The 19,692-nt window shown below is 64.0% G+C and carries 18 protein-coding genes; 13 read left to right on the forward strand and 5 right to left on the reverse strand.

Translation table 11 applies throughout. The features are described 5' to 3' along the window. Window positions 1-36 precede the first annotated feature (36 nt). From JY451_07980 to JY451_07995, 4 genes are all read left to right on the forward strand, one after another. Window positions 37-927, forward strand: coding sequence for a TIGR00730 family Rossman fold protein (locus tag JY451_07980; GenBank protein ID QZH76454.1), 891 nt, complete (start codon window positions 37-39; stop codon window positions 925-927). 163 nt (window positions 928-1,090) lie between these two features. Next, entirely contained in the window at window positions 1,091-2,458 is a 1,368-nt protein-coding gene (locus JY451_07985) for a PAS domain-containing protein (GenBank protein ID QZH76641.1), read from the forward strand. Further along, a complete protein-coding gene (locus JY451_07990) occupies window positions 2,455-2,805 on the forward strand; it encodes a response regulator (GenBank protein QZH76455.1) in 351 nt (116 codons plus the stop codon). The genes JY451_07985 and JY451_07990 overlap by 4 nt, the downstream gene beginning before the upstream one ends. Before the next feature lie 226 nt (window positions 2,806-3,031). Next, complete coding sequence (locus tag JY451_07995) at window positions 3,032-3,484, forward strand: hypothetical protein (protein ID QZH76456.1); 453 nt, start codon at window positions 3,032-3,034, stop codon at window positions 3,482-3,484. A gap of 228 nt (window positions 3,485-3,712) precedes the next feature. On the opposite strand, the gene JY451_08000 is transcribed toward JY451_07995, so the two are convergent. Then, entirely contained in the window at window positions 3,713-4,321 is a 609-nt protein-coding gene (locus tag JY451_08000) for an HNH endonuclease (protein QZH76457.1), read from the reverse strand. Between the two features lie 239 nt (window positions 4,322-4,560). On the opposite strand from JY451_08000, the gene gluQRS reads away from it, so the two are divergent. The 4 genes from gluQRS to JY451_08020 are packed head-to-tail and all read left to right on the forward strand — an operon-like array spanning window position 4,561 to window position 6,617. Next, complete coding sequence (gluQRS, locus tag JY451_08005) at window positions 4,561-5,403, forward strand: tRNA glutamyl-Q(34) synthetase GluQRS (protein QZH76458.1); 843 nt, start codon at window positions 4,561-4,563, stop codon at window positions 5,401-5,403. After that, window positions 5,400-5,627 carry an HIG1 domain-containing protein gene (locus JY451_08010; protein ID QZH76459.1) on the forward strand — a complete coding sequence of 76 codons (228 nt, stop codon included), beginning with the start codon at window positions 5,400-5,402 and terminating at the stop codon, window positions 5,625-5,627. The genes gluQRS and JY451_08010 overlap by 4 nt, the downstream gene beginning before the upstream one ends. A gap of 10 nt (window positions 5,628-5,637) precedes the next feature. Beyond that, entirely contained in the window at window positions 5,638-6,219 is a 582-nt protein-coding gene (locus JY451_08015; protein ID QZH76460.1) for a cob(I)yrinic acid a,c-diamide adenosyltransferase, read from the forward strand. A gap of 50 nt (window positions 6,220-6,269) precedes the next feature. Beyond that, window positions 6,270-6,617: a hypothetical protein gene (locus JY451_08020; protein ID QZH76461.1), complete on the forward strand. Its 348-nt coding sequence runs from the start codon at window positions 6,270-6,272 to the stop codon at window positions 6,615-6,617. Here JY451_08020 and JY451_08025 read toward each other — a convergent pair. From JY451_08025 to mutS, 3 genes are read right to left on the reverse strand one after another with little or no spacing between them, the layout of a single operon-like run. Continuing rightward, window positions 6,614-7,027 carry a DUF202 domain-containing protein gene (locus JY451_08025; GenBank protein QZH76462.1) on the reverse strand — a complete coding sequence of 138 codons (414 nt, stop codon included), beginning with the start codon at window positions 7,025-7,027 and terminating at the stop codon, window positions 6,614-6,616. The genes JY451_08020 and JY451_08025 overlap by 4 nt on opposite strands. Before the next feature lie 39 nt (window positions 7,028-7,066). Further along, window positions 7,067-7,303 (reverse strand): hypothetical protein, encoded by a 237-nt coding sequence (locus tag JY451_08030; protein ID QZH76463.1) that lies wholly within the window; start codon window positions 7,301-7,303, stop codon window positions 7,067-7,069. A gap of 35 nt (window positions 7,304-7,338) precedes the next feature. Then, window positions 7,339-9,963 carry a DNA mismatch repair protein MutS gene (gene mutS / locus JY451_08035; protein QZH76642.1) on the reverse strand — a complete coding sequence of 875 codons (2,625 nt, stop codon included), beginning with the start codon at window positions 9,961-9,963 and terminating at the stop codon, window positions 7,339-7,341. A 115-nt stretch (window positions 9,964-10,078) separates the two neighbouring features. Here mutS and JY451_08040 point away from each other — a divergent pair, with 115 nt between their 5' ends. The 3 genes from JY451_08040 to JY451_08050 all read left to right on the forward strand — a co-directional run bounded on the left by JY451_08040 (window position 10,079) and on the right by JY451_08050 (window position 14,952). After that, window positions 10,079-12,343, forward strand: coding sequence for an NADP-dependent malic enzyme (locus JY451_08040; GenBank protein QZH76464.1), 2,265 nt, complete (start codon window positions 10,079-10,081; stop codon window positions 12,341-12,343). Between the two features lie 61 nt (window positions 12,344-12,404). After that, on the forward strand, window positions 12,405-13,805 hold the full coding sequence (locus JY451_08045; GenBank protein QZH73738.1) for a DUF1800 domain-containing protein: 1,401 nt from the start codon (window positions 12,405-12,407) through the stop codon (window positions 13,803-13,805). Between the two features lie 7 nt (window positions 13,806-13,812). Then, window positions 13,813-14,952, forward strand: coding sequence for a DUF1501 domain-containing protein (locus tag JY451_08050; GenBank protein ID QZH76643.1), 1,140 nt, complete (start codon window positions 13,813-13,815; stop codon window positions 14,950-14,952). Here JY451_08050 and JY451_08055 read toward each other — a convergent pair. After that, a complete protein-coding gene (locus tag JY451_08055; protein QZH73739.1) occupies window positions 14,946-16,733 on the reverse strand; it encodes an SLC13 family permease in 1,788 nt (595 codons plus the stop codon). The genes JY451_08050 and JY451_08055 overlap by 7 nt on opposite strands. Before the next feature lie 279 nt (window positions 16,734-17,012). Here JY451_08055 and JY451_08060 point away from each other — a divergent pair, with 279 nt between their 5' ends. Together JY451_08060 and JY451_08065 are read left to right on the forward strand one after the other, a co-directional pair. After that, on the forward strand, window positions 17,013-17,486 hold the full coding sequence (locus JY451_08060) for a (2Fe-2S)-binding protein (protein ID QZH73740.1): 474 nt from the start codon (window positions 17,013-17,015) through the stop codon (window positions 17,484-17,486). Beyond that, window positions 17,479-19,692 carry a xanthine dehydrogenase family protein molybdopterin-binding subunit gene (locus JY451_08065; GenBank protein QZH73741.1) on the forward strand — a complete coding sequence of 738 codons (2,214 nt, stop codon included), beginning with the start codon at window positions 17,479-17,481 and terminating at the stop codon, window positions 19,690-19,692. The genes JY451_08060 and JY451_08065 overlap by 8 nt, the downstream gene beginning before the upstream one ends.

Below are 19,692 nucleotides of genomic sequence, written 5' to 3' on the forward strand. Positions count from 1 at the left end.
ACTAGGTGGTGATTTCAGGACTTTGAGGAGTGATGCGTGAGCGCGAAAGACGACAAGTGTGATGGCGAACTGGGCGATCATCGGTTCTACCATGCCGACCGGGAAGCCGAATTTGCCGACAAGCTCGCGCCGTCGACGCCACAGACAAGGCATCCCGCATACAAGCTGGCCTTCCGCGATACCGATTTCCTGCTGCGCGAGGAACTGCGCCCGGTACGCTTCCAGCTCGAGCTGCTGAAGCCGGAAATGCTGCTGGAAGAGGCGGGCGTCGGCTCGACGCTGGTGATGTACGGTTCGGCCCGGATTCCGCCGCCCGAAGCGGTCGAACTGGCGCTGGAAGAAGCCGAAAGGCTGCCCGAAGCCGAGGCGCTGATCGTCCGCAACCTGGCGGCCAAGGCGAAGTATTACGGCGAGGCCTACAAGCTCGCCAAGGTGGTCGGCGAAAAGGCCATTATCGAAGGCGGCAAGCGGCAATTCGTGGTCTGTTCGGGCGGCGGCCCCTCGATCATGGAAGCGGCCAACCGCGGCGCAAGCGAAGCCGGAGCGGAGAGCATCGGGCTGAACATCGTCCTGCCGCACGAACAGGCGCCCAATCCTTACGTCACGCCCTACCTCAGCTTCCAGTTCCATTATTTCGCGCTGCGCAAGATGCATTTCCTGATGCGCGCCCGCGCGGTGGCGGTGTTCCCTGGCGGATTCGGGACCTTCGACGAAATGTTCGAACTGCTCACCCTGATCCAGACCGGCAAGATGAAGCCGATCCCGATCCTGCTGTTCGGCAAGGAGTTCTGGAACCGCGTGATCAATTTCGAGGCTTTGGCGGAGGAAGGGACGATTTCCCGGCGAGACCTGGACCTGCTCACCTGGTGCGAAACCGCGGAAGAGGCATGGGATGCGATAGCGCAGTTCTACCATCTGAAAAGGTAGCAGTCCGGCCTCTCGATGGCCTGCGCGAAATCTGGGGAGGCGGAAACCAACTCCGCCCACCTGCGTTGATGCAGGCAGGGACGACCGAGTTATCGCCCCTAAAGGGCGTTGGACGTTGGATTTCAAAGATATTCTGGGGGCATCACCGAACCCCTATGTCATTATGGATACCGACCTGGTTCTCGTCTGGATGAACGAGGCCTATCTTGCGGCGACCATGCGCAGCCGGGAAGACATCATCGGTCGCCGGATGTTCGATGCTTTTCCCAGCGAAGGCGAGAGCCACCGCCTGCTGGTCAATTCGCTGGAGAAAGTGCTGCAGAGCGGCGAAGCCGACGAGATCGCGCTGATCCGCTACGATATCGCTGCGCCCGACGGGACCTCTCAAACCCATTACTGGAGCGCGACCCACACGCCCATCCATGAAGACGGGGCGCTGCGCTATATTCTCCAGCACACGGTTGACGTGACCGAACTGGAGGAATGGCGGCAGTCGCGCGACGGCATGGGCCTGATCCGGCGCGCGCGCAGCGTGCAGGACGAAAACCAGAGCCTGAAAAGCGAGACGAAAAGACTGCTCGAATATTTCGACCAGGCGCCCGGATTTACCGCCGTGCTGGTCGGTCCGGAACATCGTTTCGGCATGGTGAACCAGGCCTATCGGGCGCTGGTGGGGCGGGACGATCTGGTGGGTCGCACCGTGTTCGAAACGCTGCCCGAAATCGTTGAGCAGGGGTTCGTCGCCACGCTCGATGAAGTCTATGTGAGCGGCCAGGCCTATCACGCGCACCGCGAGGAAGTGCTGCTCGGGGGAGAAGGTGAAGAGGCTCCCCGCGCGCGCTACCTCAATTTCATTTTCCAGCCGATTTTCGACGGCGAAAAGGAGCCGCTCGGGATCATCGTCCAGGGCAACGATGTGACTGAGGAAGTCCTTGCGCTGGAACGGCAGAGCCTGCTGGTGAACGAACTCAATCACCGGGTGAAGAACACGCTCTCCATCGTCCAGGGCTTGGCGATGCAGTCCTTCAGGGGCAGTGAGAGCGAAGCGGGCCGGCACGTGTTCGAAGCGCGGCTGAAAACGCTGGCCGCCGCGCACAATCTTCTCACCGAAGGCTTCTGGGGCGAGGCGGAAGTGCGCGATATCGTCCGCCAGTCCGCCGAAGCGGCAGCCGGCGACGCCGTGAGCCGGATGGAATTCGGGGGCGATCTTGTCCGCCTGCCGCCGCAGACATCGGTTTCGTTGGCGATGATCGTCCACGAATTGTGCACCAACGCCATCAAGTACGGCGCGCTTTCCAACGCCACAGGCAGCGTGCGCATCTGGTGGGAAACCGAGGGTGAGGATGGCCGCGATCTCGTCTTCCACTGGAAGGAAAGCGGCGGGCCGGAAGTCACGCCTCCCGCCCGCGCGGGCTTCGGCACGCGGCTCATAACACGCGGGATCGGCGATCGCGCAACCGGAACTGCCAGGATGGAATTCGAGCCCGACGGGCTGCTTTTCTCCATGCGCGCAAGGGTGGAGAAAGAATGACATTGCAAGACAAGCGTATCCTGCTGGTCGAGGATGAGATCATCATCGGCTTCGCACTGGATGACATGCTCTCCGGAGAGGGTGCACGGACGACGCTCGCCTCGTCAAAGGCCGATGCCGAACAGGCGCTGGGCGAAACTCGTTTCGACATGGCGATCATTGATGTGAACCTGCACGGGGACGTCAGCTATCCGCTTGCCGACATGCTCGCCGATCGCGGCTGCCCGTTCATTTTCGCGACCGGCTACGGCAGCGTCACCCACCCGCCGCGCTTTGCCGGGGTGCCGACGGTCAACAAACCCTACGACCTGACCGCGATCCTGCGGGCGCTGGAAGCGATTGGATAGGATCGCCGGACAAGCGCGGTGCGGGAACTGCGGGACATTCTCGACAGCGGGGAATGGCGGGAGCCAGAATATGCGGAGCGGGGGAGGGTGACTTGAAAGTCAAAAAGTAGATCAAGCGGGAAATCCTCATCCAGCGACGGCGTCGTATGGAACGTTTGATTATCTCGCTCAAACGCGCAACACTATTGGCGGGCTCAATCGCAGGCCGTATGTTCTCAGGTGAAAAATGAAGCAACATATGGATAGTGTGAAAGCAGCTTCTCTAATAGTTGTTACCTCTATGTTGTCCGCCGGGTGCAAAACAAGCGACTTTGAAAGTCAGCTTAAATTTTGCGATACAATTCGTTCCGAATATACCGAGAGAATAACACGAACGAAAGTTACTCTGCAGCCCAGTTTTCACGGCTCATTCATTCAAATTCCGGATTGCAATAATGCGGCAATCGCTGTTGACCTATCGCTCCTTGACTATCAAGCGCAGATAAATAATCAATTAAAAGACCTTATAACCATAAGTCAGGTTCAAGATAATTTTCCCATTGAGATTGAGTTTTCTGGCTACATTGAAACGATCCAGGAAAGTGAAAGCTCAAGACGAACTTTCTTTATCGAAGAAATTCACAGCTATAGACGAATGGATTTAAGCCTGTTTTCCGCCGAAGGTGATGAGAGGTTGTAGGTTAGCCAACCGGATAACATTTTTGTCATGGTTTAACCCGCGGCTTTCCTACTCTCCCCCAACTCCGGCTGAACATCCCCATGTTCACCTCCACCCCAACGATTACCGCCCAATTCGCAAAGGTGACACCTCGCGCACGGAAATCCGCCACAAACCCCTGCAATCGCAGCCAAAACCCGCAAACCAAAGTTTCTGAAACACCCCCGGTCGGCGCTCCATAAATACCCGCTACTCCTCCAGCTCGATGTCCCAATAGAGCCAGTCGCGCCACGTCTCATGCAGGTAGTTCGGCGGAAACGCCCGGCCTTGCTGTTGCAATTGCCAGCTGGTCGGGCGGATCGGCGGCACGTGCAGGTGCATTCCCGCCTGCTTCGGGGTGCGTCCGCCCTTCTTCATGTTGCACGGGGCGCAGGCGGTGGCGATGTTTTCCCAGGTGGTGCGCCCGCCCTGCCGCCGGGGGACAACGTGATCGTAGGTCAGGTCTTTCGGGCTGCCGCAGTACTGGCAGGCGAACTTGTCGCGCAGGAACAGGTTGAAGCGGGTGAAGGCGGGAAACTGGCTGGGCTTGACGTACTGGCGCAGCGCGATGACGCTGGGCACTTTCATGTCGAGCGACTGCGAATGCACCGCGCGATCGTAACTCGCGACGATGTCCACCCGCTCGAGGAACACCGCCTTGATCGCGGTCTGCCACGGCCACAGGCTGAGCGGGTAATAGGACAGCGGGGTGTAATCCGCGTTGAGCACCAGCGCGGGGCAGCTTTCCAGCTTGCGATGCGGATCGCCATCGGAGCTGCGGAACACCGCCGCCCGTTCGATCAGTTCGGCCTTGAACACGATAGGGTGCCTTTCCTGATTGATCGGGAATGTGCACTTGCACGCAAAAGCGTCAACCCCGTTACACGCAGGCTTTCCACAGGGATATTCACAAGCACCCCGCGTTTCCTCGTCATCGCGAGCCGACAAAGTCGGCGCGGCAATCCATCACCTGAAGGTTCGGCGCGGGCAAATGTCGCGCTATTCGCGAGTGCAGGAGATGGATTGCTTCGTCGCTGCGCTTCTCGCAAAGACGAGGGGTGATAGTGACCCGTTTCGCCCCCAGTCCCAATGGCCCGCTGCATCTGGGCCACGCTTACAGCGCCATTGTCGCGCACGATCTGGCGCGAGAACGCGGCGGGCGTTTCCTGCTACGGATCGAGGATATCGACGGCGCGCGCAGCCGCCCCGAACTGGCGGACGAGTTCCGCCGCGATCTGGCATGGCTGGGGCTGGAATGGGAGGAAGTGCCCGCGCAATCGACCCGGCTGGCAAGCTATCGGCACGCATTTATCGAGTTGTTCGATCGAGGTTTGCTTTACCCTTGCACCTGCACCAGGACCGAGATTGAGGCTCTAAATCCTCACATCGGGCCTGAGGGGCCAATTTATCCAGGCACGTGCAAGACAAAGCTAAGTCCCGGGCGGGAGTTTGCACTAAGGCTCGATATGAATTGGGCTATCCACGAGGCGGGATCAATGAAGTGGGAGGACGAACTCGCTGGAACGCAAGAGGCTGACCCAAGTCAGTTTGGCGATGTCGTGCTGGTGCGCAAGGATGCCCCAGCCAGCTACCATCTCGCCGCCACGCTGGACGACGCGGCGGACGGGGTGACATTGGTGACGCGCGGCGCGGACCTGTTTGCCGCCAGCCATGTCCATCGCTTGCTCCAGGCGCTGCTCGGCCTGCCGGTGCCGGTGTGGCATCACCACGCGTTGCTGCTCGACGAAAGCGGGGAGAAGCTGGCCAAGCGGCGTGGTTCGCCTTCACTTTCCGACCGCCGAAATGCAGGCGAGGACGGCAAGGCACTGGCGCAAAGCCTCCGCATGGGCCAAATGCCCTATGGCATAAGCTTGTCCCCGTTCCCACATGGTGCCCCATGAACACATTCCTCGTTATCGTGATCGCCCTCCTCGCCATCATGGTGGTGGTTTCGCTGGTGCGCGGCATCGTCGCCTTTCTGCAGACCACCAAGATCGATCTGGAGACCGGCGGCGAAAACCTGCCCGCGATGCAGGCCAAGCAGAACCAGGCGATGTTCGCGCGCATAAAGTACCAGGCGCTTGCCATCGTGGTGATCGCGGTGCTGCTGGCCGTGAACCGCTAAGTTTAGCATCGTGGTCAAGCTCAACAAGATCTACACCCGCACCGGGGATGACGGGACGACGGGCCTCGTCGACGGTTCGCGCTTGCCCAAGCACGCCGCGCGCATGGAAGCGGTCGGGCAGGTGGACAGCGCCAACTCGGCGCTGGGCTTCGCCGCGATCCTGATGAGCGGCGAACCGGGGGCCGATATAACGCGGATCCAGAACGACCTGTTCGACCTTGGTGCCGATCTCGCCACCCCGCTGGGCGAAGTGGGCGGCGCCGATTTCACGCCATCCGAAATGGTGCTCCGGGTGGTCCCCTCGCAGGTCGAGTGGCTGGAAGCGCGGATCGATGCGGTGAACGCCGATCTCGAGCCGCTCACCAGCTTCATCCTGCCCGGCGGCAGCGAACTGGCCGCGCGGCTGCATCTCGCCCGCACGGCCACCCGCAGTGCCGAACGCGCGATGACCGCGCTGGCATCGGCAGAACCGGTCAATCCGGCAGCGCTCGCCTATATCAACCGCCTGTCCGATTACCTGTTCGTGCTCGGCCGTGCGGTGAACGATGGCGGCAGAGCCGATGTGCTCTGGAAGCCGGGGGCGAGTCGCTAGTCGGGAACGCGCATGGCAGCCGGTCCGTTGAGCCTGCAAAGGAGATCGACATGACCGATACCAAGTCCAACGAAAGTCCCGAAGCACGCCAGGCCGACCTTGCTCCAGAGACGCATAACGACGAGCAGGACGATCATCGCAACCAGGCGCAGCAAGTCGCCGAGGAAGCGCAAGCGCTGACCGAGGAGAGTGCAAGCCCCACCGAAAGCACCAAGAGTCCGACCAAGAGCGACCTGATGAACGATTCGACGCAGGACGTGGTCGATCACATGCGTGACATGGAAAGCTCGGGCCGGATCGACATGCACGCCTTTGACGGCGAGCCGAACCACGATGACAATGTCGACAAGTACGGCAAGGCGAACAAGCCCGACGGCCTGCGCGGCGACGGAACCTAGATCCGCGAAAGCGCGCCGTCGTCTAGCCACCACAGTGCGAAGATCAGCAGGCCCGCACCTGCGGAAATCGACCAGGCGATCAGGCGGATATTCGGCATCCTGGGAGAATCGACATCGTGCGACGACAGTCGCTGGAAAGCCCGGCACGCACGCCGCTCCGCGCTGATCGCGAAGACGATGGCAAGGGCGATGAACAGGGTTGCAATAGCGCGGGCCAGCCACGGCGGCTCGAACTCACCGAACAGCGCATTGAAACCAATGCCGATGGCGATGGCCGCGAAGGCGGTGCGCATCCACCCGGCGAAAGTCCGCTCCAGCGCCATGATCGTGCGATCCTCCGCCCAGTCGGTACGCTCTTCCGCCCACTGGGTGTTCTTGTCTCCGTCGCGATCGGGATCGTAGGTAGCCATGCCGGACAAATGGCCGGAGGCGCAGGTAAGTTCCGCCGGTTATCGATCCGGTGCGATGGCCGCGTCGCCCCAGCCGTCTGCGGCAAGGTCGTCTTCTTGCCAGCTTTGGTGACGAGAAGGTCCAGCTTGCTGCGAAGCAACCTGCTCGCGCTGCGCCGCAATCCGTTCGCCGGCCAGCGCGATCTCGCCCGCCTGATCTTCAGTTCCAACCATCCGGTAAACGGCGAACAGGATGCTGCCCAGAAAGACGAGCGCACCCAGCCTGCTGCGGAACATGTAACCACGCATGGGACGGGGATACCAGCAGCAGGTTAACCGCCGGTTTGCGCCGCGAGTCGCTTGAGTTCGTAGAGCAGGTCAAGCGCCTCGCGGGGGGTCAAGGCGTCCACATCGGTGGTGTCGAGCCGCTCGCGCAGGGCATCCGCCTCTGCTTCCTCGGCCCGGAAAGCAGCAGCGAACAGCGGCAGTTCGCCCAGTCCCGCTGCCAGCCCGCCGGTCTCGGCGCGTCCCTTCTCCAGCCGGTCGAGCACCGATCTGGCGCGCTTCACGACCGGGGCGGGGACGCCTGCCAGCTTGGCCACCGCGAGACCGTAGCTGCGATCCGCCGCGCCTTCGGCCAGTTCGTGAAGCAGCACCAGATCGCCTTTCCACTCCTTCGCCCGGACATGGTGGAGTGAAAGCGCGTCGCAGGTCTCCGCCAGCCGCGCCATTTCGTGATAGTGCGTCGCGAACAGGCAGCGGCAGCGGTTGGTCTCGTGGATCGCCTCGGCCACGGCCCAGGCCAGCGCCAGCCCGTCGTAGGTGGAAGTGCCGCGCCCGACCTCGTCGAGGATCACGAAGCTGCGCGGCCCGGCCTGGGTGAGGATCGCAGCGGTCTCGACCATCTCGACCATGAAGGTGGAGCGCCCGCGTGCGAGATTGTCCGATGCGCCGACCCGGCTGAACAGCTGGTCCACCAGTCCGATTGTGGCCGATGCGGCGGGCACGAAGCCGCCAGCCTGCGCCAACAGGACAATAAGCGCGTTCTGGCGCAGGAAGGTGGACTTGCCGCCCATGTTCGGCCCGCCGACCAGCCACAACCGGTTGCGATCCGAAAGCGCGCAATCGTTGGCGACGAAGCGTTCGCCTGCTTTCGCCAGCGCCGCCTCCACCACCGGATGCCGCCCCGCTTCGATGGCCAGCACAGGCTCATCGACAATGCTGGGCCTCGACCATTCGCCTTCGCTGGCGCGCTCGGCTTGCCCCGCGGTCACATCGAGTCGCGCCAGAGCGGCGGCGCAATCGGCTATCGCCAAGCGGCGCTGCGCCACCTGTTCGCACAACTCCTCGAAATGCGCTTCTTCCGCCGCCAGCGACCGTCCGCCGGCCTCGGCAATGCGCGTCGCTTCCTCGTGCAGCGAGATCGAATTGAACCGGACCGCGCCGGCCATCGTCTGGCGGTGGGTGAAGCCGCTGTCGGGCGCCATCAGCGCATCGGCGTGGCGCGCGGGCACTTCGATGAAATAGCCGAGCACGCCGTTATGGCGGATCTTGAGCGAGGGAGTATCGATCTGCTCGCGGTACCGCGCTTCAAGCGCGGCAATGGCGCGGCGGGCGTTGCCCGAGACTTCGCGCAATTCGTCGAGCGCGAAGTCGTATCCCGCGGCGATGAAACCTCCGCTGGCCCGCTCGGTGGGCGGGGAGGGGACGAGCGCGCGGCTGAGCAGGTCGGTCAGTTCGGCGTGACCGGTCAGCGCCGGCAGCAGCAGATCGAGCAGGGCAGGGCGATCGGGCTTGCCCTTCAGGAGATCGTGCAGGCGCCGCGCTTCGATCAGGCCATCGCGCACCTGCCCCAGATCGCGCGGGCTACCGCGCCCCGCCACCAGCCGCCCCAGCGCGCGGCCGAGGTCGGGCAAGGCGCGCAGAACGCTACGTACATCGTTGCGCAGCAGCGGGTCGGCGTAGAACCACTGCACCAGTGCCAGCCGCGCCTCGATCGGTGCTTTCTCTGCCAGCGGTGCGGAGAGGTCTTCCGCCAGCAGCCGCGCCCCGGCCCCGGTCACGCAGCGATCGACCGCGGCGATCAGCGAATTGGTGCGCCCGCCCTGCTGGCTGGCGAGAATTTCGAGGCTGGCACGGGTCGCCTCGTCCATCGCCATGTGACCACCCGCTGGCCGTGCCACCGGCGGCAGCAGCAGCGGCAGCGTGCCGCGCCCTGCGTGATCGAGATAGGCCAGCAAGCCGCCTGCCGCTGCCAGCATGGCGCGGCTGAACTGGCCGAAGCCGTCGAGCGTCGCCACTCCGTGGACGCGCCGCAGATGCGCTTCGCCGCCGTCGCTGGAAAAGTCGGCGCGCGGGCGTGGCACCGTATCGAGCGGCAACCCTTCCATATCTTCCGGCGCGACCAGCTCGCTCGCTCCGATCCGCGCCAGCACTCCTGGCAGTACTTCGGGCACGCATTCCTCAAGCGTGGTTGCCCCGGTGGAAATATCGCAGGCCGCCACCCCGATCACCCCGCGCACTTCGCACACCGCCGCCAGCACGTTCGCACGGCGCGGTTCGAGCAGCGCTTCTTCGGTCAGCGTGCCCGCCGTCACAAATCGGACGATGTCGCGCTTCACCAGTACCTTGGACGATGGCGTGCCCTCGCGCTTGGCGCGCGCACGGGCTTCGTCCGGCGTTTCCACCTGCTCGGCAATCGCCACCCGGCAGCCCGCCTTGATCAGCCGCGCCAGGTAGCCTTCTGCCGCATGCACAGGCACCCCGCACATCGGCACCGGCTCGCCATCGTTCGCGCCCCGGCTGGTGAGCGCGATATCGAGCACGCCCGCCGCCACTTTTGCATCGTCGAAGAACAGTTCGAAGAAGTCTCCCATGCGGTAGAACAGCAGGCAATCCCCGGCCTCCTGCTTGAGGGCGAAATACTGCTGCATCATCGGAGTTGCGGGGCCGGCCATCGAACCGCGAGGCGTAGCGGCCAATGCGGCGATTCGGGAAGGGCAACGGACCAGCTTTCCCCTATCCCCGCGCGGCAAGTGCCTCTATGCGGGCCGCAATACAGGAGTGCGAGCCTTGGACGAAAAAGAGAATACCGGTTTCACCACGCGCGAAGCGCTGTTCTATCACGAGACGATCCGCCCCGGTAAGATCGAGATCATCGCCTCCAAGCCGATGACCACCCAGCGCGATCTCAGCCTCGCCTATTCCCCCGGCGTGGCCGCCCCGGTCGAAGCCATTGCCCGCGATCCCTCGCTGGCGGCGAAATATACCGCACGCGCCAATCTGGTGGCGGTGATTTCCAACGGCACCGCGATCCTCGGCCTCGGCAATCTCGGCGCGCTGGCGTCCAAGCCGGTGATGGAAGGCAAGGCGGTGCTGTTCAAGCGCTTCGCCGATGTCGATTCGATCGATATCGAATTGGATACTGAAGATCCTGAAGCCTTCATCAACGCCGTGGCGCTGATGGAGCCCACCTTCGGCGGCATCAACCTGGAAGACATCGCCGCGCCCGAATGCTTCATCATCGAGCAGGCGCTGCGCGAACGGATGAAGATCCCGGTGATGCACGACGATCAGCACGGCACCGCGATCATCGCGGCGGCGGGCCTGCTTAATGCCGCGCATCTGACCGGACGCGAGTTCAAGGATTGCAAGATGGTTGTGAACGGCGCGGGCGCATCGGCGCTCGCCTGCACCGCGCTGATCAAGGCGATGGGCGTGCCGCACGAGAATGTGATCGTCTGCGACCGGTCCGGGCCGATCTATCCGGGTCGCGAGGGGGTTGACCAGTGGAAGAGCGCACACGCGGTGGACACCCCGCACCGTTCGCTGGAGGAAGCGCTCGAAGGCGCGGACATCTTCCTCGGCCTCTCGGCAGCGGGCGCGCTGAAGCCCGAATGGGTGCGCAAGATGGCGGACCAGCCGATCATCTTCGCGATGGCCAATCCCACGCCCGAAATCATGCCCGACGAAGCCAAAGCCGTCCGCCCGGACGCGATCATCGCCACCGGGCGCAGCGATTTTCCCAACCAGGTCAACAACGTGCTCGGCTTCCCCTTCATCTTCCGCGGTGCGCTCGATGTGCGGGCGACGACGATCAACGAGGAGATGAAAGTCGCCGCCGCGCGCGCGATTGCGGAGCTGGCGCGCGAACGGGTGCCCGAAGAAGTCGCCGCCGCCTATGGCATCAACCAGAAGTTCGGCCGCGAATACATCATCCCCGCGCCCTTCGATCCCCGGCTGATGGAGCGGGTGTCCTGCGCCGTAGCCAAGGCGGCGATGGATTCGGGCGTGGCGCAGGAGCCGATTGCCGATTTCGAGGAATATACCCTGCGGCTGCGCAGCCGCCTCAATCCCACCACCTCCGCGCTCACCCGCGTATATGAGGATGCCAAGGCCAACCCCAAGCGGATGGTCTTCGCCGAAGCGGAAGAGGACGTCGCGCTGAGAGCGGCGATCCAGTTCCGCGATTTCGGTTACGGCACCCCGATCCTCGTCGGGCGGACTGAGAAGGTGCTCGACAAGCTGCGCGAATTGCAGGTGGACGATCCCGAGAGCTTCGAGATCGCCAATTCGGCGAACTACGAGAAGATCGAGCCGATGGTGGAGTACCTCTACAAGCGACTCCAGCGGCGCGGCTATACCGAGCGTGACGTGCGGCGCATGGTCAATCAGGAGCGCAACGTGTTCGCCGCGCTGCTGCTTGCGATCGGTGAAGGCGACGCGATGATCACCGGCCTCACCCGCACCTACAGCCAGACCGCGCGCGAAATTGCCCGCGTGCTCGACTCCAAGCCCGGCGCAACACCCTTCGGCATCCACATGATCGTGGGCAAGAACCACACTACCTTCCTTGCCGACACCACGATCAACGAACGCCCCAGCGCGACCCAACTGGCACATATCGCCAAAGAAACCGCTGCTGTGGCGCGGCGGATGGGGCACGAGCCGCGCGTCGCCTTCCTCTCCTATTCGACTTTCGGCAATCCGTCGGGCCAGTGGCTCGGCAGCATCCGTGAGGCGGTGGCGCTGCTCGACGCGGACGAAACCGTGAATTTCGAATACGAAGGCGAAATGGCTCCCGATGCTGCTCTCAATCCAAAGGTGATGAAGCTCTATCCGTTCAGCCGCCTGTCCGGTCCGGCCAACGTGCTGATCATGCCGGGGCTGCAAAGCGCCAATCTATCGGCCAAGCTGCTCCGCGAACTGTCGGGTGATGCCACCATCGGGCCGATGCTGATCGGTTCGGAAAAACCGGTGCAGATCGCCCCGATGACCGCCATCGCGCCCGATGTGCTGACCCTGGCGGTGCTGGCGAGCGCGGGGATCCTGGGTTAACCGCAGCCGGAACGGCGGGTTCAGGTGCAATTCAAGCGCTTGGCGCTGTATTGCCGATGACATGACCGCGCCAATTCGCATTGCCACCGACCGTTTCGGTCTGGGAGCTATTCCCGGCGAGACGCTGCCGGGCGACTTGCGTGGCTGGCTTACGAGCCAGTTGCGCCAGTTCGATCCCGCTCCGGCGGCGCTTGGCAGCCGCACCGCGCGGATGGCGGAGCTTGCCCGTATCCTGCCGACGCGCGTGGCGAACAACCGGTTGAAACGGGAGGGCAATCAGGCCGAGCAGGATGCCGCCCTGGCGAGCAATCGCGAACTTGGCGAGGATATCCGGCGTGCCCATGCCGAGGCCGTGTTGGCGCGGCTTCGGGTGGCGACCGCAAGTGCCACCCCGTTCGCGGAACGTCTGGTCCATTTCTGGTCCAACCACTTTTCCGTCTCGATGCAAAAGGTGCTGGTCGGGTCGTTCGTCGCCGATTTCGAGTTTTCGGCCGTTCGCCCGCACGTCATGGGCAACTTCCGCGATCTGCTGCGGTCTGCGGTGTTGCATCCGGCGATGCTGCAATACCTCGACCAGAACATTTCGATCGGGCCATCGAGTCCGCTGGCAGGCCGCTACAGACGATTGCAGGGACTCAATGAAAACCTCGGTCGCGAAGTGCTGGAATTGCATACGTTGGGTGCGGGTGGAGGATATTCCCAAGCCGACGTGACCGAACTGGCTCTGGCGCTGACGGGCTGGACGGTAGCCGGCCTCGGAGGTGGGGGAATTGCGCGGGAGATCGATTGGGCTCCCGGTGAGGCTGGATTCCTTCCGGCCGCACATGAACCCGGCCGGCGAACTGTGCTGGGGCGGAACTATGCCGAAGATGGCCAGCAGCAAGCGGTGGCGATCCTTCGCGACCTTGCCCTGCATCCTTCGACCGCGCGCCACATTGCCACCAAGCTGGCGCGCCATTTCATCGCGGATGATCCGCCCGCTGCCGCTATCGAAAGGTTGCAACGGGCTTACCAGGATAGCGGGGGCGATTTGCCTTCGGTCTATGCTGCCTTGATCGATGAGCCGGAAGTGTGGCGCGCGCAACGGACCAAGATTCGCAATCCCTGGGACTGGATGGTGGCCACGAACCGCGCCGTGGGTGTCGAACGATCTGCCCGGCTCGCAGAGCTGTCGCCCGGTTTGCTGCAACAGATGGGCCAGTCGGTATGGCGGGTCGACAGCCCGGCTGGCTGGGGAGACACGGCGCAGGATTGGGCGGGTTCCGGAGCCCTCCTTACGCGGGTGGAAATCGCCAGCCTGGTTGCCCGCCGCGTCGGCAATGTTGCCGATGCCGCAGCGCTCGCTCGCGAAGTCCTGGGCGACGCGCTGCATAGCACCACGAGCGATGCCATCGATAGCGTGACCGAACAGCCCCTGCGGCTGGCGCTGTTGTTCGCGAGCCCGGAATTCCAGCGGAGATGACACCATGATGGCCCGCACCCATTCCTTGCCGATCACCCGCCGCCGGCTGCTGGCAGGAACATTGGCTAGCTCGGCCTTGCTGGGCACCAGTGCCGTGCCGCTATCGATTGCCCGCGCAGCGACAGGACGGCGCAAATTCGTCTTCGTGATCCAGCGCGGCGCGGCGGATGGACTGGCTATCGTCCAGCCGCACGGTGATCGCAATCTGCGCGATCTGCGTGGGGCACTGGTTGACGATGACGCGCTTCGGCTGGACGGCTTTTTCGCCTTGCACCCCGCGCTGGCGGGCACCGCCGGGCTTTTTCACAGCGGCGAGGCGCGTGCCTGGCATGCGGTCGCCACCAATTATCGCGAGCGCTCGCACTTCGAAGCGCAAAACGTGCTGGAGACAGGCGGTGAGCGGGCCTACGCCGTGAATACCGGCTGGCTTGGCCGGATGATGCCGCTGCTGCCCGAAGGGACCGGGGCCATGGCAGTTTCCGCTACCGCACCGATGGCGTTGCGCGGGTCGGTCCCGGTGGCGACCTACACGCCCAATCGCCTGCCCGATCCCAACGAAGACCTGCTCGCAAGGCTTGCCATCATGTATGCCGAGGACGCGCAGCTCGGCCCGATGTGGGACGAGGCCATGCGCACGCGCATGGTGACAGGGGGGCTTGGCAATACTGCTGCCGGTGGTGGTGCTGACCTTGGCCAGCTCGCGGCCACGCTGCTTGCAGGAGAGGGCGGCGCCGATGTGCTGATGATTGAAACCGGCGGCTGGGACACACACCGGGCGCAACAACGGGCTTTGGCTGGCCAGCTTTCAGCGATGGACAGCCTGCTGGTCGCGCTCAGGCAGGGTCTCGGCGCGGCATGGGCGGATACGCTCGTGCTGGTAGCCACCGAATTCGGTCGCACTGCTGCGATCAATGGCACGATGGGTACCGATCACGGTACGGCGTCGGCGGCGCTACTGCTGGGGGGCTCCCTGCCTGCGGGCGAGATGGTGGAAAGCGACTGGCCGGGGCTATCCCGTAACCAGCTTTATGACGGCCGCGACCTGCGCCCCACTGGTGATTTGCTGTCCATGGCTACCCGCGCCTTTGCCGCCCATTTCGGACTGGAGCGGGACCGCGCGCTAGCTGCATTGTCAGCCGGTCAGTAGAATGCGGTAATTGCGGCGCAGACTGCCGCGCCGACGATCAGGTTCATTGGCAAGCCGATACGCACGAAATCCATGAAGCGGTAATTTGCCGCGCCATAGACCAGCGTGTTGGTCTGGTAACCGATCGGAGTGGCAAAGCTGGCGCTGGCACCGAACATCACCGCCACCACCAGCGCGCGCGGATCGATCCCGGCGGTCTGGGCCAGCCCGATGGCGATCGGAGTGAGGATGACGGCAACGGCGTTGTTGGTGACCACTTCGGTCAGCACGCTGGCAATGGCATAGACCAGCACCAGCATGACCAGCGGCGATCCGCCAACCATCAGCGGTTGCAACCCCGCAACCACCAGTTCGACGGTTCCGGCATTCGCCAGCCCTATCCCGAACGCGAGCATGGCGAAGATCAGCACCAGCGTGCTCCCTTCGAGGCTCGACCAGGCTTCATCCGGCTCGAGGCAGCGGGTTATCAGCACGAAGGCGACGCCCATGATCGCCATCGCCTCGATCGGGGCACCGAACATCGCCGCTCCCACCACCACTGCCGCCAGGGTCAGCAGTGCCAGTGGAGCCTTGTCGCGACGGAAAGAGCGCACGCCGCTTTCGGAAACATTTGTGAGCTGGACATTCGCCTGGATCGCTTGCGCCGCATCCTCGGTGGCAGCGATCAGCAGCCGGTCCCCGGCGCGCACCCGCACATCCGCAAGGGTCGGCCCGGCGAGATGGCGCGGACGCGAGATGCCCAGCACCCGGATTTGCAACCGGGCCAGCATCGGAATTTCCGCCAGCCGTCGCCCGACGACCGGGTGCGAGGCGGAAACCACCGCCTCGACAATCCGCAGGTCCTGCGGTCGCTGATCTTTCCGGGTCAGCACCCCGCCCCCCAGGCCGACAAGCCCGGTGCGGAAATCCACCGCTTCGGCAAGCGATGCCAGTTCCTCGGGAGTGGCGGAAACGACGAACTGGTCGCCCTCCACCAGTTCCCCCGCGCCAAACCCGTTCCGCTCCAGCTCGCGCCCGTTCTGGCGCGCGAGGAAGCTGAGGCCGGGGCGGCGGAAAACGCTGGTTTCATCCAGCCTGCGCCCGCGCAGCTTGCTTTCGGGTGCCAGCGTGAGATGCGAGAGATAGACATCGCTTTCGCGGTCCTCATCCATCGAACGCGGGCCGCGCGCGGGCAGCAGCAGCGGGCCAAGCACAACTAGCGTCAGCAGCCCGGCCGCCGCGCCCGCCAGCCCGACTCCGGTGATCTCGAAAATGCCGAAGGGCTCAAGTCCCTGTTCCTGCGCCACCCCGTCCACCAGCAGGTTGGTGGAGGTGCCGATCAGCGTCAGCGTGCCACCGAGGATGGTGAGGTAGCTGAGCGGTATAAGTAGCCGCGTTGCCGCGATTCCCAGTACCCTCCCGAGGCGGCGCACGATCGGGATCATCACAATCACCACCGGGGTGTTGTTCATGAAAGCCGAAGCCACCAGCGTTCCCGCCGCGACCTCGCCCAAGGCCAGCCTGGGCCTGCGCAAGGTGCGGCGGATGACCCAGCCGGTCACTTCCTCCAGCGCCCCGGTGCGCATGAGGGCGCCGGAGAGGATGAACATGGCCGCAATGGTAATCGGAGCCGAGTTACCGAACACCGACAGCATGTCCGCGGTGGGCAGATAGCCGAGCACCATCATCGCCGCTGCACCGAACAGGGCGATGACGACCGGAGGCCGGCGTTCGAGGGCAAAGGCAACGAACAATGCCAGCAGCATGAGAAGCCCGATCTGGGCCGAATACTCCGTCAACATCCAGCAGGCGATCCGGGAAACATCGGGAGAGACCTTGTGAAACCACGACGGATTCGCGCATTCGGGCGATCCATCGTGGAATTCGCAGCCCTTGTCTATCCGTTTCGCTGCGGCCGACAGGTCATGGCTGCAGGGGGAAGAACCTGCGCATCCTTCCGATCTGTGGATACGTAATTTGTATGCCGGAACGTAAGCCCTTGGCCCCGGTTGGCAGCTCGCCATTCCTCCTGTAGACAGAGTCAATCTGCAACGGGTTCGGTATTCAGCGGGAGCAAGCACATGGCCTTTTCGGTCAGCATCAATGGGGAAACGCGCGAGATCGATGCGCCGGGGGATATGCCGCTGCTCTGGGCACTGCGGGGCGAGCTGGGCATGGTCGGGACCAAGTTCGGCTGCGGGATCGGTATGTGTGGGGCCTGCACGGTCCATGTCGACGGGCAGGCCACCCGCTCGTGCTCGCTGACGCTGGCAGCGGTCGGCGGCAAGCAAGTCACCACGATCGAGGCGCTGAGCAATTCTCCCGTCGGGCAGGCGCTGCAGCAGGCGTGGCTGGACGAGGACGTGATGCAGTGCGGATACTGCCAGGCGGGCCAGTTGATGAGCGCTACCGCCTTGCTCAACCGCAATGCCAATCCCAGCGATCAGGAAATCAAGAGCGCGATGGGCGGCAACCTGTGCCGCTGCGCCTGCTACGGGCGGATCCACAAGGCCATCGCCGCAGTGGCGCGCAACGGGGAGACGGCCGATGTCTGAGGTGATAGCTAAGACCGGGCAACTTTCGCGCCGCCTGTTCCTGCAAGCCAGCGCCGTGGCCGGGGGCGGCTTTATGTTGGGGATCGGCCTGCCGGGTTCCGCTCAGGCGACTGCAGAGGCGACCGGGGCGGAGCTTTCCGCCTTCGTCACCGTCCACGCCGACAACACCGTCACCATCATCGGCAAGAACCCAGAAATCGGCCAGGGCATCAAGACGATGCTGCCGATGCTGATCGCCGAAGAATTGGATGCCGACTGGGATGATGTCCGGGTCGAACAGGCCGATGCCGATATGGCCAGGTACGGCCTGCAACTGGCGGGCGGCAGTTTCGCTACCCCGATGAACTGGATTCCCATGCGGCAGGCGGGTGCCGCCGCGCGGGCGATGCTGATCGCCGCCGCCGCGCAGCGCTGGAACGTCGCCGCCTCGGCCTTGGCGACCGAGCCGGGCCGGGTGGTCCAGCCGGGCACCAACCGCAGCGCTACCTATGGCGAACTGGCTGCCGACGCCGCGCTGATGCCCGTGCCCGATCCTGCCAGCCTGACGCTTAAAGAAGCCGCGAGTTTCCGCATCATCGGCCGTGCCATCGGCGGGGTGGACAGCCACAAGGTGGTGCGCGGGGAACCGATCTTCGGGGTCGATACCCAACTTCCCGGTATGGTCTATGCCGCCTACGAACGCTCACCGGTGTTCGGGGCGAGTTTCGTTTCCGCCGATCTCGATGCCGCCAAGGCGCAGCCGGGGGTGCGGGATGCGTTCGTAATCGAAGGCGATGCTTCGGTCGAGCTCGATCCGGGCATTGCGGTGGTCGCCAGCAACTGGTGGCTGGCCAACAAGGCGCGCACCGCGCTGGCGGCGCAGTGGGACACGGGCGAGTGGGCCTCGCATTCCTCCGCCGGATACGCTGCTGCCGCACAGGCCGCATGGGCGAACGGCACGCCGGACGAAGTGTTTGCCGAGAAGGGCGACGTTGACGCGGTCTTTGCGCAGGCGGCGCAGGTGATCGAGGCGGAGTATTCCTACCCCTTCCTCGCCCATGCGGCGATGGAGCCGATGAATTGCACCGCGCTGATGCACGAAGACGGGCGGATGGAAATGTGGGCGCCATCGCAGACGCCGCAGGGCGGGCAGGCCAATGTTGCGCGCTACCTCGGGCTGGAGCCGTCGCAGGTCATCGTCCACATTACCCGCATGGGCGGCGGGTTCGGGCGGCGGCTGAACAACGATTACATGGTTCAGGTAGCCGCGATTGCAAAGCAGATGCCGGGCGTTCCGGTGCAACTGATCTGGAGCCGCGAGGACGATACCCGTCACGATTTCTACCGCCCTGCCGGCTGGCACAAGCTGCGCGCGGCGGTCGATGCCGAGGGCCGGCTGACAGGCTGGGCCGATCATTTCGTCACTTTCGATCTGGGTGACGGGCCATTCAATCCGGCGGTGATGTCGCCCGATGAATTCCCCGCGCGCTACGTGGATAACCTGCAATTCGGCCAGACCAAGATGGCGAGCAAGGTGCCGATGGGCGCCCTGCGCGCGCCGACATCGAACGCGATGGCCTTCGTCATGCAGTCGATGCTCGACGAAGTGGCCCATGCCACCGGCAAGGACCTGCCGACGCTGATGCTCGAACTGGTGGAAGGCGAGCAAGCCGAACCGGCTTCGATGAGCTTCACCGGCCCGGTGCCCGGCTTCGATCCGGGCCGCCTCACCGCCGTCACCCGCAAGGTGCTCGACATGGCGGACTGGGGCACGCCGGCAGGCGAAGGCCGCGCGAAAGGGTTCGGCTATTATTACAGCCACATGGGCTATTTCGCCGAAGTGGTCGAAGCGAGCCTCGATGCGCGCGGCAGCCCGGTCGTGCACACGGTGTGGTGCGCGGGCGATGTCGGCAGCCAGATCATCAATCCGCACGGGGCGCTCAACCAGGTGCACGGATCGATCATCGAAGGCATCGGCCACGCGACGCAACTGGCGGTGGAGATAGAAGGCGGCGCGGCGGTGCCGAGCAATTTCCATCAATACCAGCTGCCGCGGATGCCGGCGACGCCCGAAATCCACGTCGAATTTGTGCTGTCGGACCATGCTCCGACGGGACTGGGCGAACCGGCGCTGCCGCCGGTGATCCCGGCGCTGACCAATGCTTTGTTCGCGCTGACGGGCAAGCGGGTGCGCAGCCTGCCGATCGATCCGGCGCTGTTTACCTGA

The sequence above is a fragment of the Erythrobacter sp. genome (assembly GCA_019739335.1).
Taxonomy (GTDB): Bacteria; Pseudomonadota; Alphaproteobacteria; order Sphingomonadales; family Sphingomonadaceae; genus Alteraurantiacibacter.

What these genes read in the sequence shown, in the direction of transcription:
- JY451_07985 (QZH76641.1), top strand. Translation starts at nt 1,091, where the DNA reads ATGGATACCGACCTGGTTCTCGTCTGGATGAACGAGGCCTATCTTGCG.
- JY451_07990 (QZH76455.1), top strand. Translation starts at nt 2,455, where the DNA reads ATGACATTGCAAGACAAGCGTATCCTGCTGGTCGAGGATGAGATCATC.
- JY451_07995 (QZH76456.1), top strand. Translation starts at nt 3,032, where the DNA reads ATGAAGCAACATATGGATAGTGTGAAAGCAGCTTCTCTAATAGTTGTT.
- JY451_08010 (QZH76459.1), top strand. Translation starts at nt 5,400, where the DNA reads ATGAACACATTCCTCGTTATCGTGATCGCCCTCCTCGCCATCATGGTG.
- JY451_08020 (QZH76461.1), top strand. Translation starts at nt 6,270, where the DNA reads ATGACCGATACCAAGTCCAACGAAAGTCCCGAAGCACGCCAGGCCGAC.
- JY451_08025 (QZH76462.1), bottom strand. Translation starts at nt 7,027, where the DNA reads ATGGCTACCTACGATCCCGATCGCGACGGAGACAAGAACACCCAGTGG.
- JY451_08030 (QZH76463.1), bottom strand. Translation starts at nt 7,303, where the DNA reads ATGTTCCGCAGCAGGCTGGGTGCGCTCGTCTTTCTGGGCAGCATCCTG.
- mutS (QZH76642.1), bottom strand. Translation starts at nt 9,963, where the DNA reads ATGGCCGGCCCCGCAACTCCGATGATGCAGCAGTATTTCGCCCTCAAG.
- JY451_08045 (QZH73738.1), top strand. Translation starts at nt 12,405, where the DNA reads ATGACCGCGCCAATTCGCATTGCCACCGACCGTTTCGGTCTGGGAGCT.
- JY451_08050 (QZH76643.1), top strand. Translation starts at nt 13,813, where the DNA reads ATGGCCCGCACCCATTCCTTGCCGATCACCCGCCGCCGGCTGCTGGCA.
- JY451_08055 (QZH73739.1), bottom strand. Translation starts at nt 16,733, where the DNA reads ATGTTGACGGAGTATTCGGCCCAGATCGGGCTTCTCATGCTGCTGGCA.
- JY451_08060 (QZH73740.1), top strand. Translation starts at nt 17,013, where the DNA reads ATGGCCTTTTCGGTCAGCATCAATGGGGAAACGCGCGAGATCGATGCG.
- JY451_08065 (QZH73741.1), top strand. Translation starts at nt 17,479, where the DNA reads ATGTCTGAGGTGATAGCTAAGACCGGGCAACTTTCGCGCCGCCTGTTC.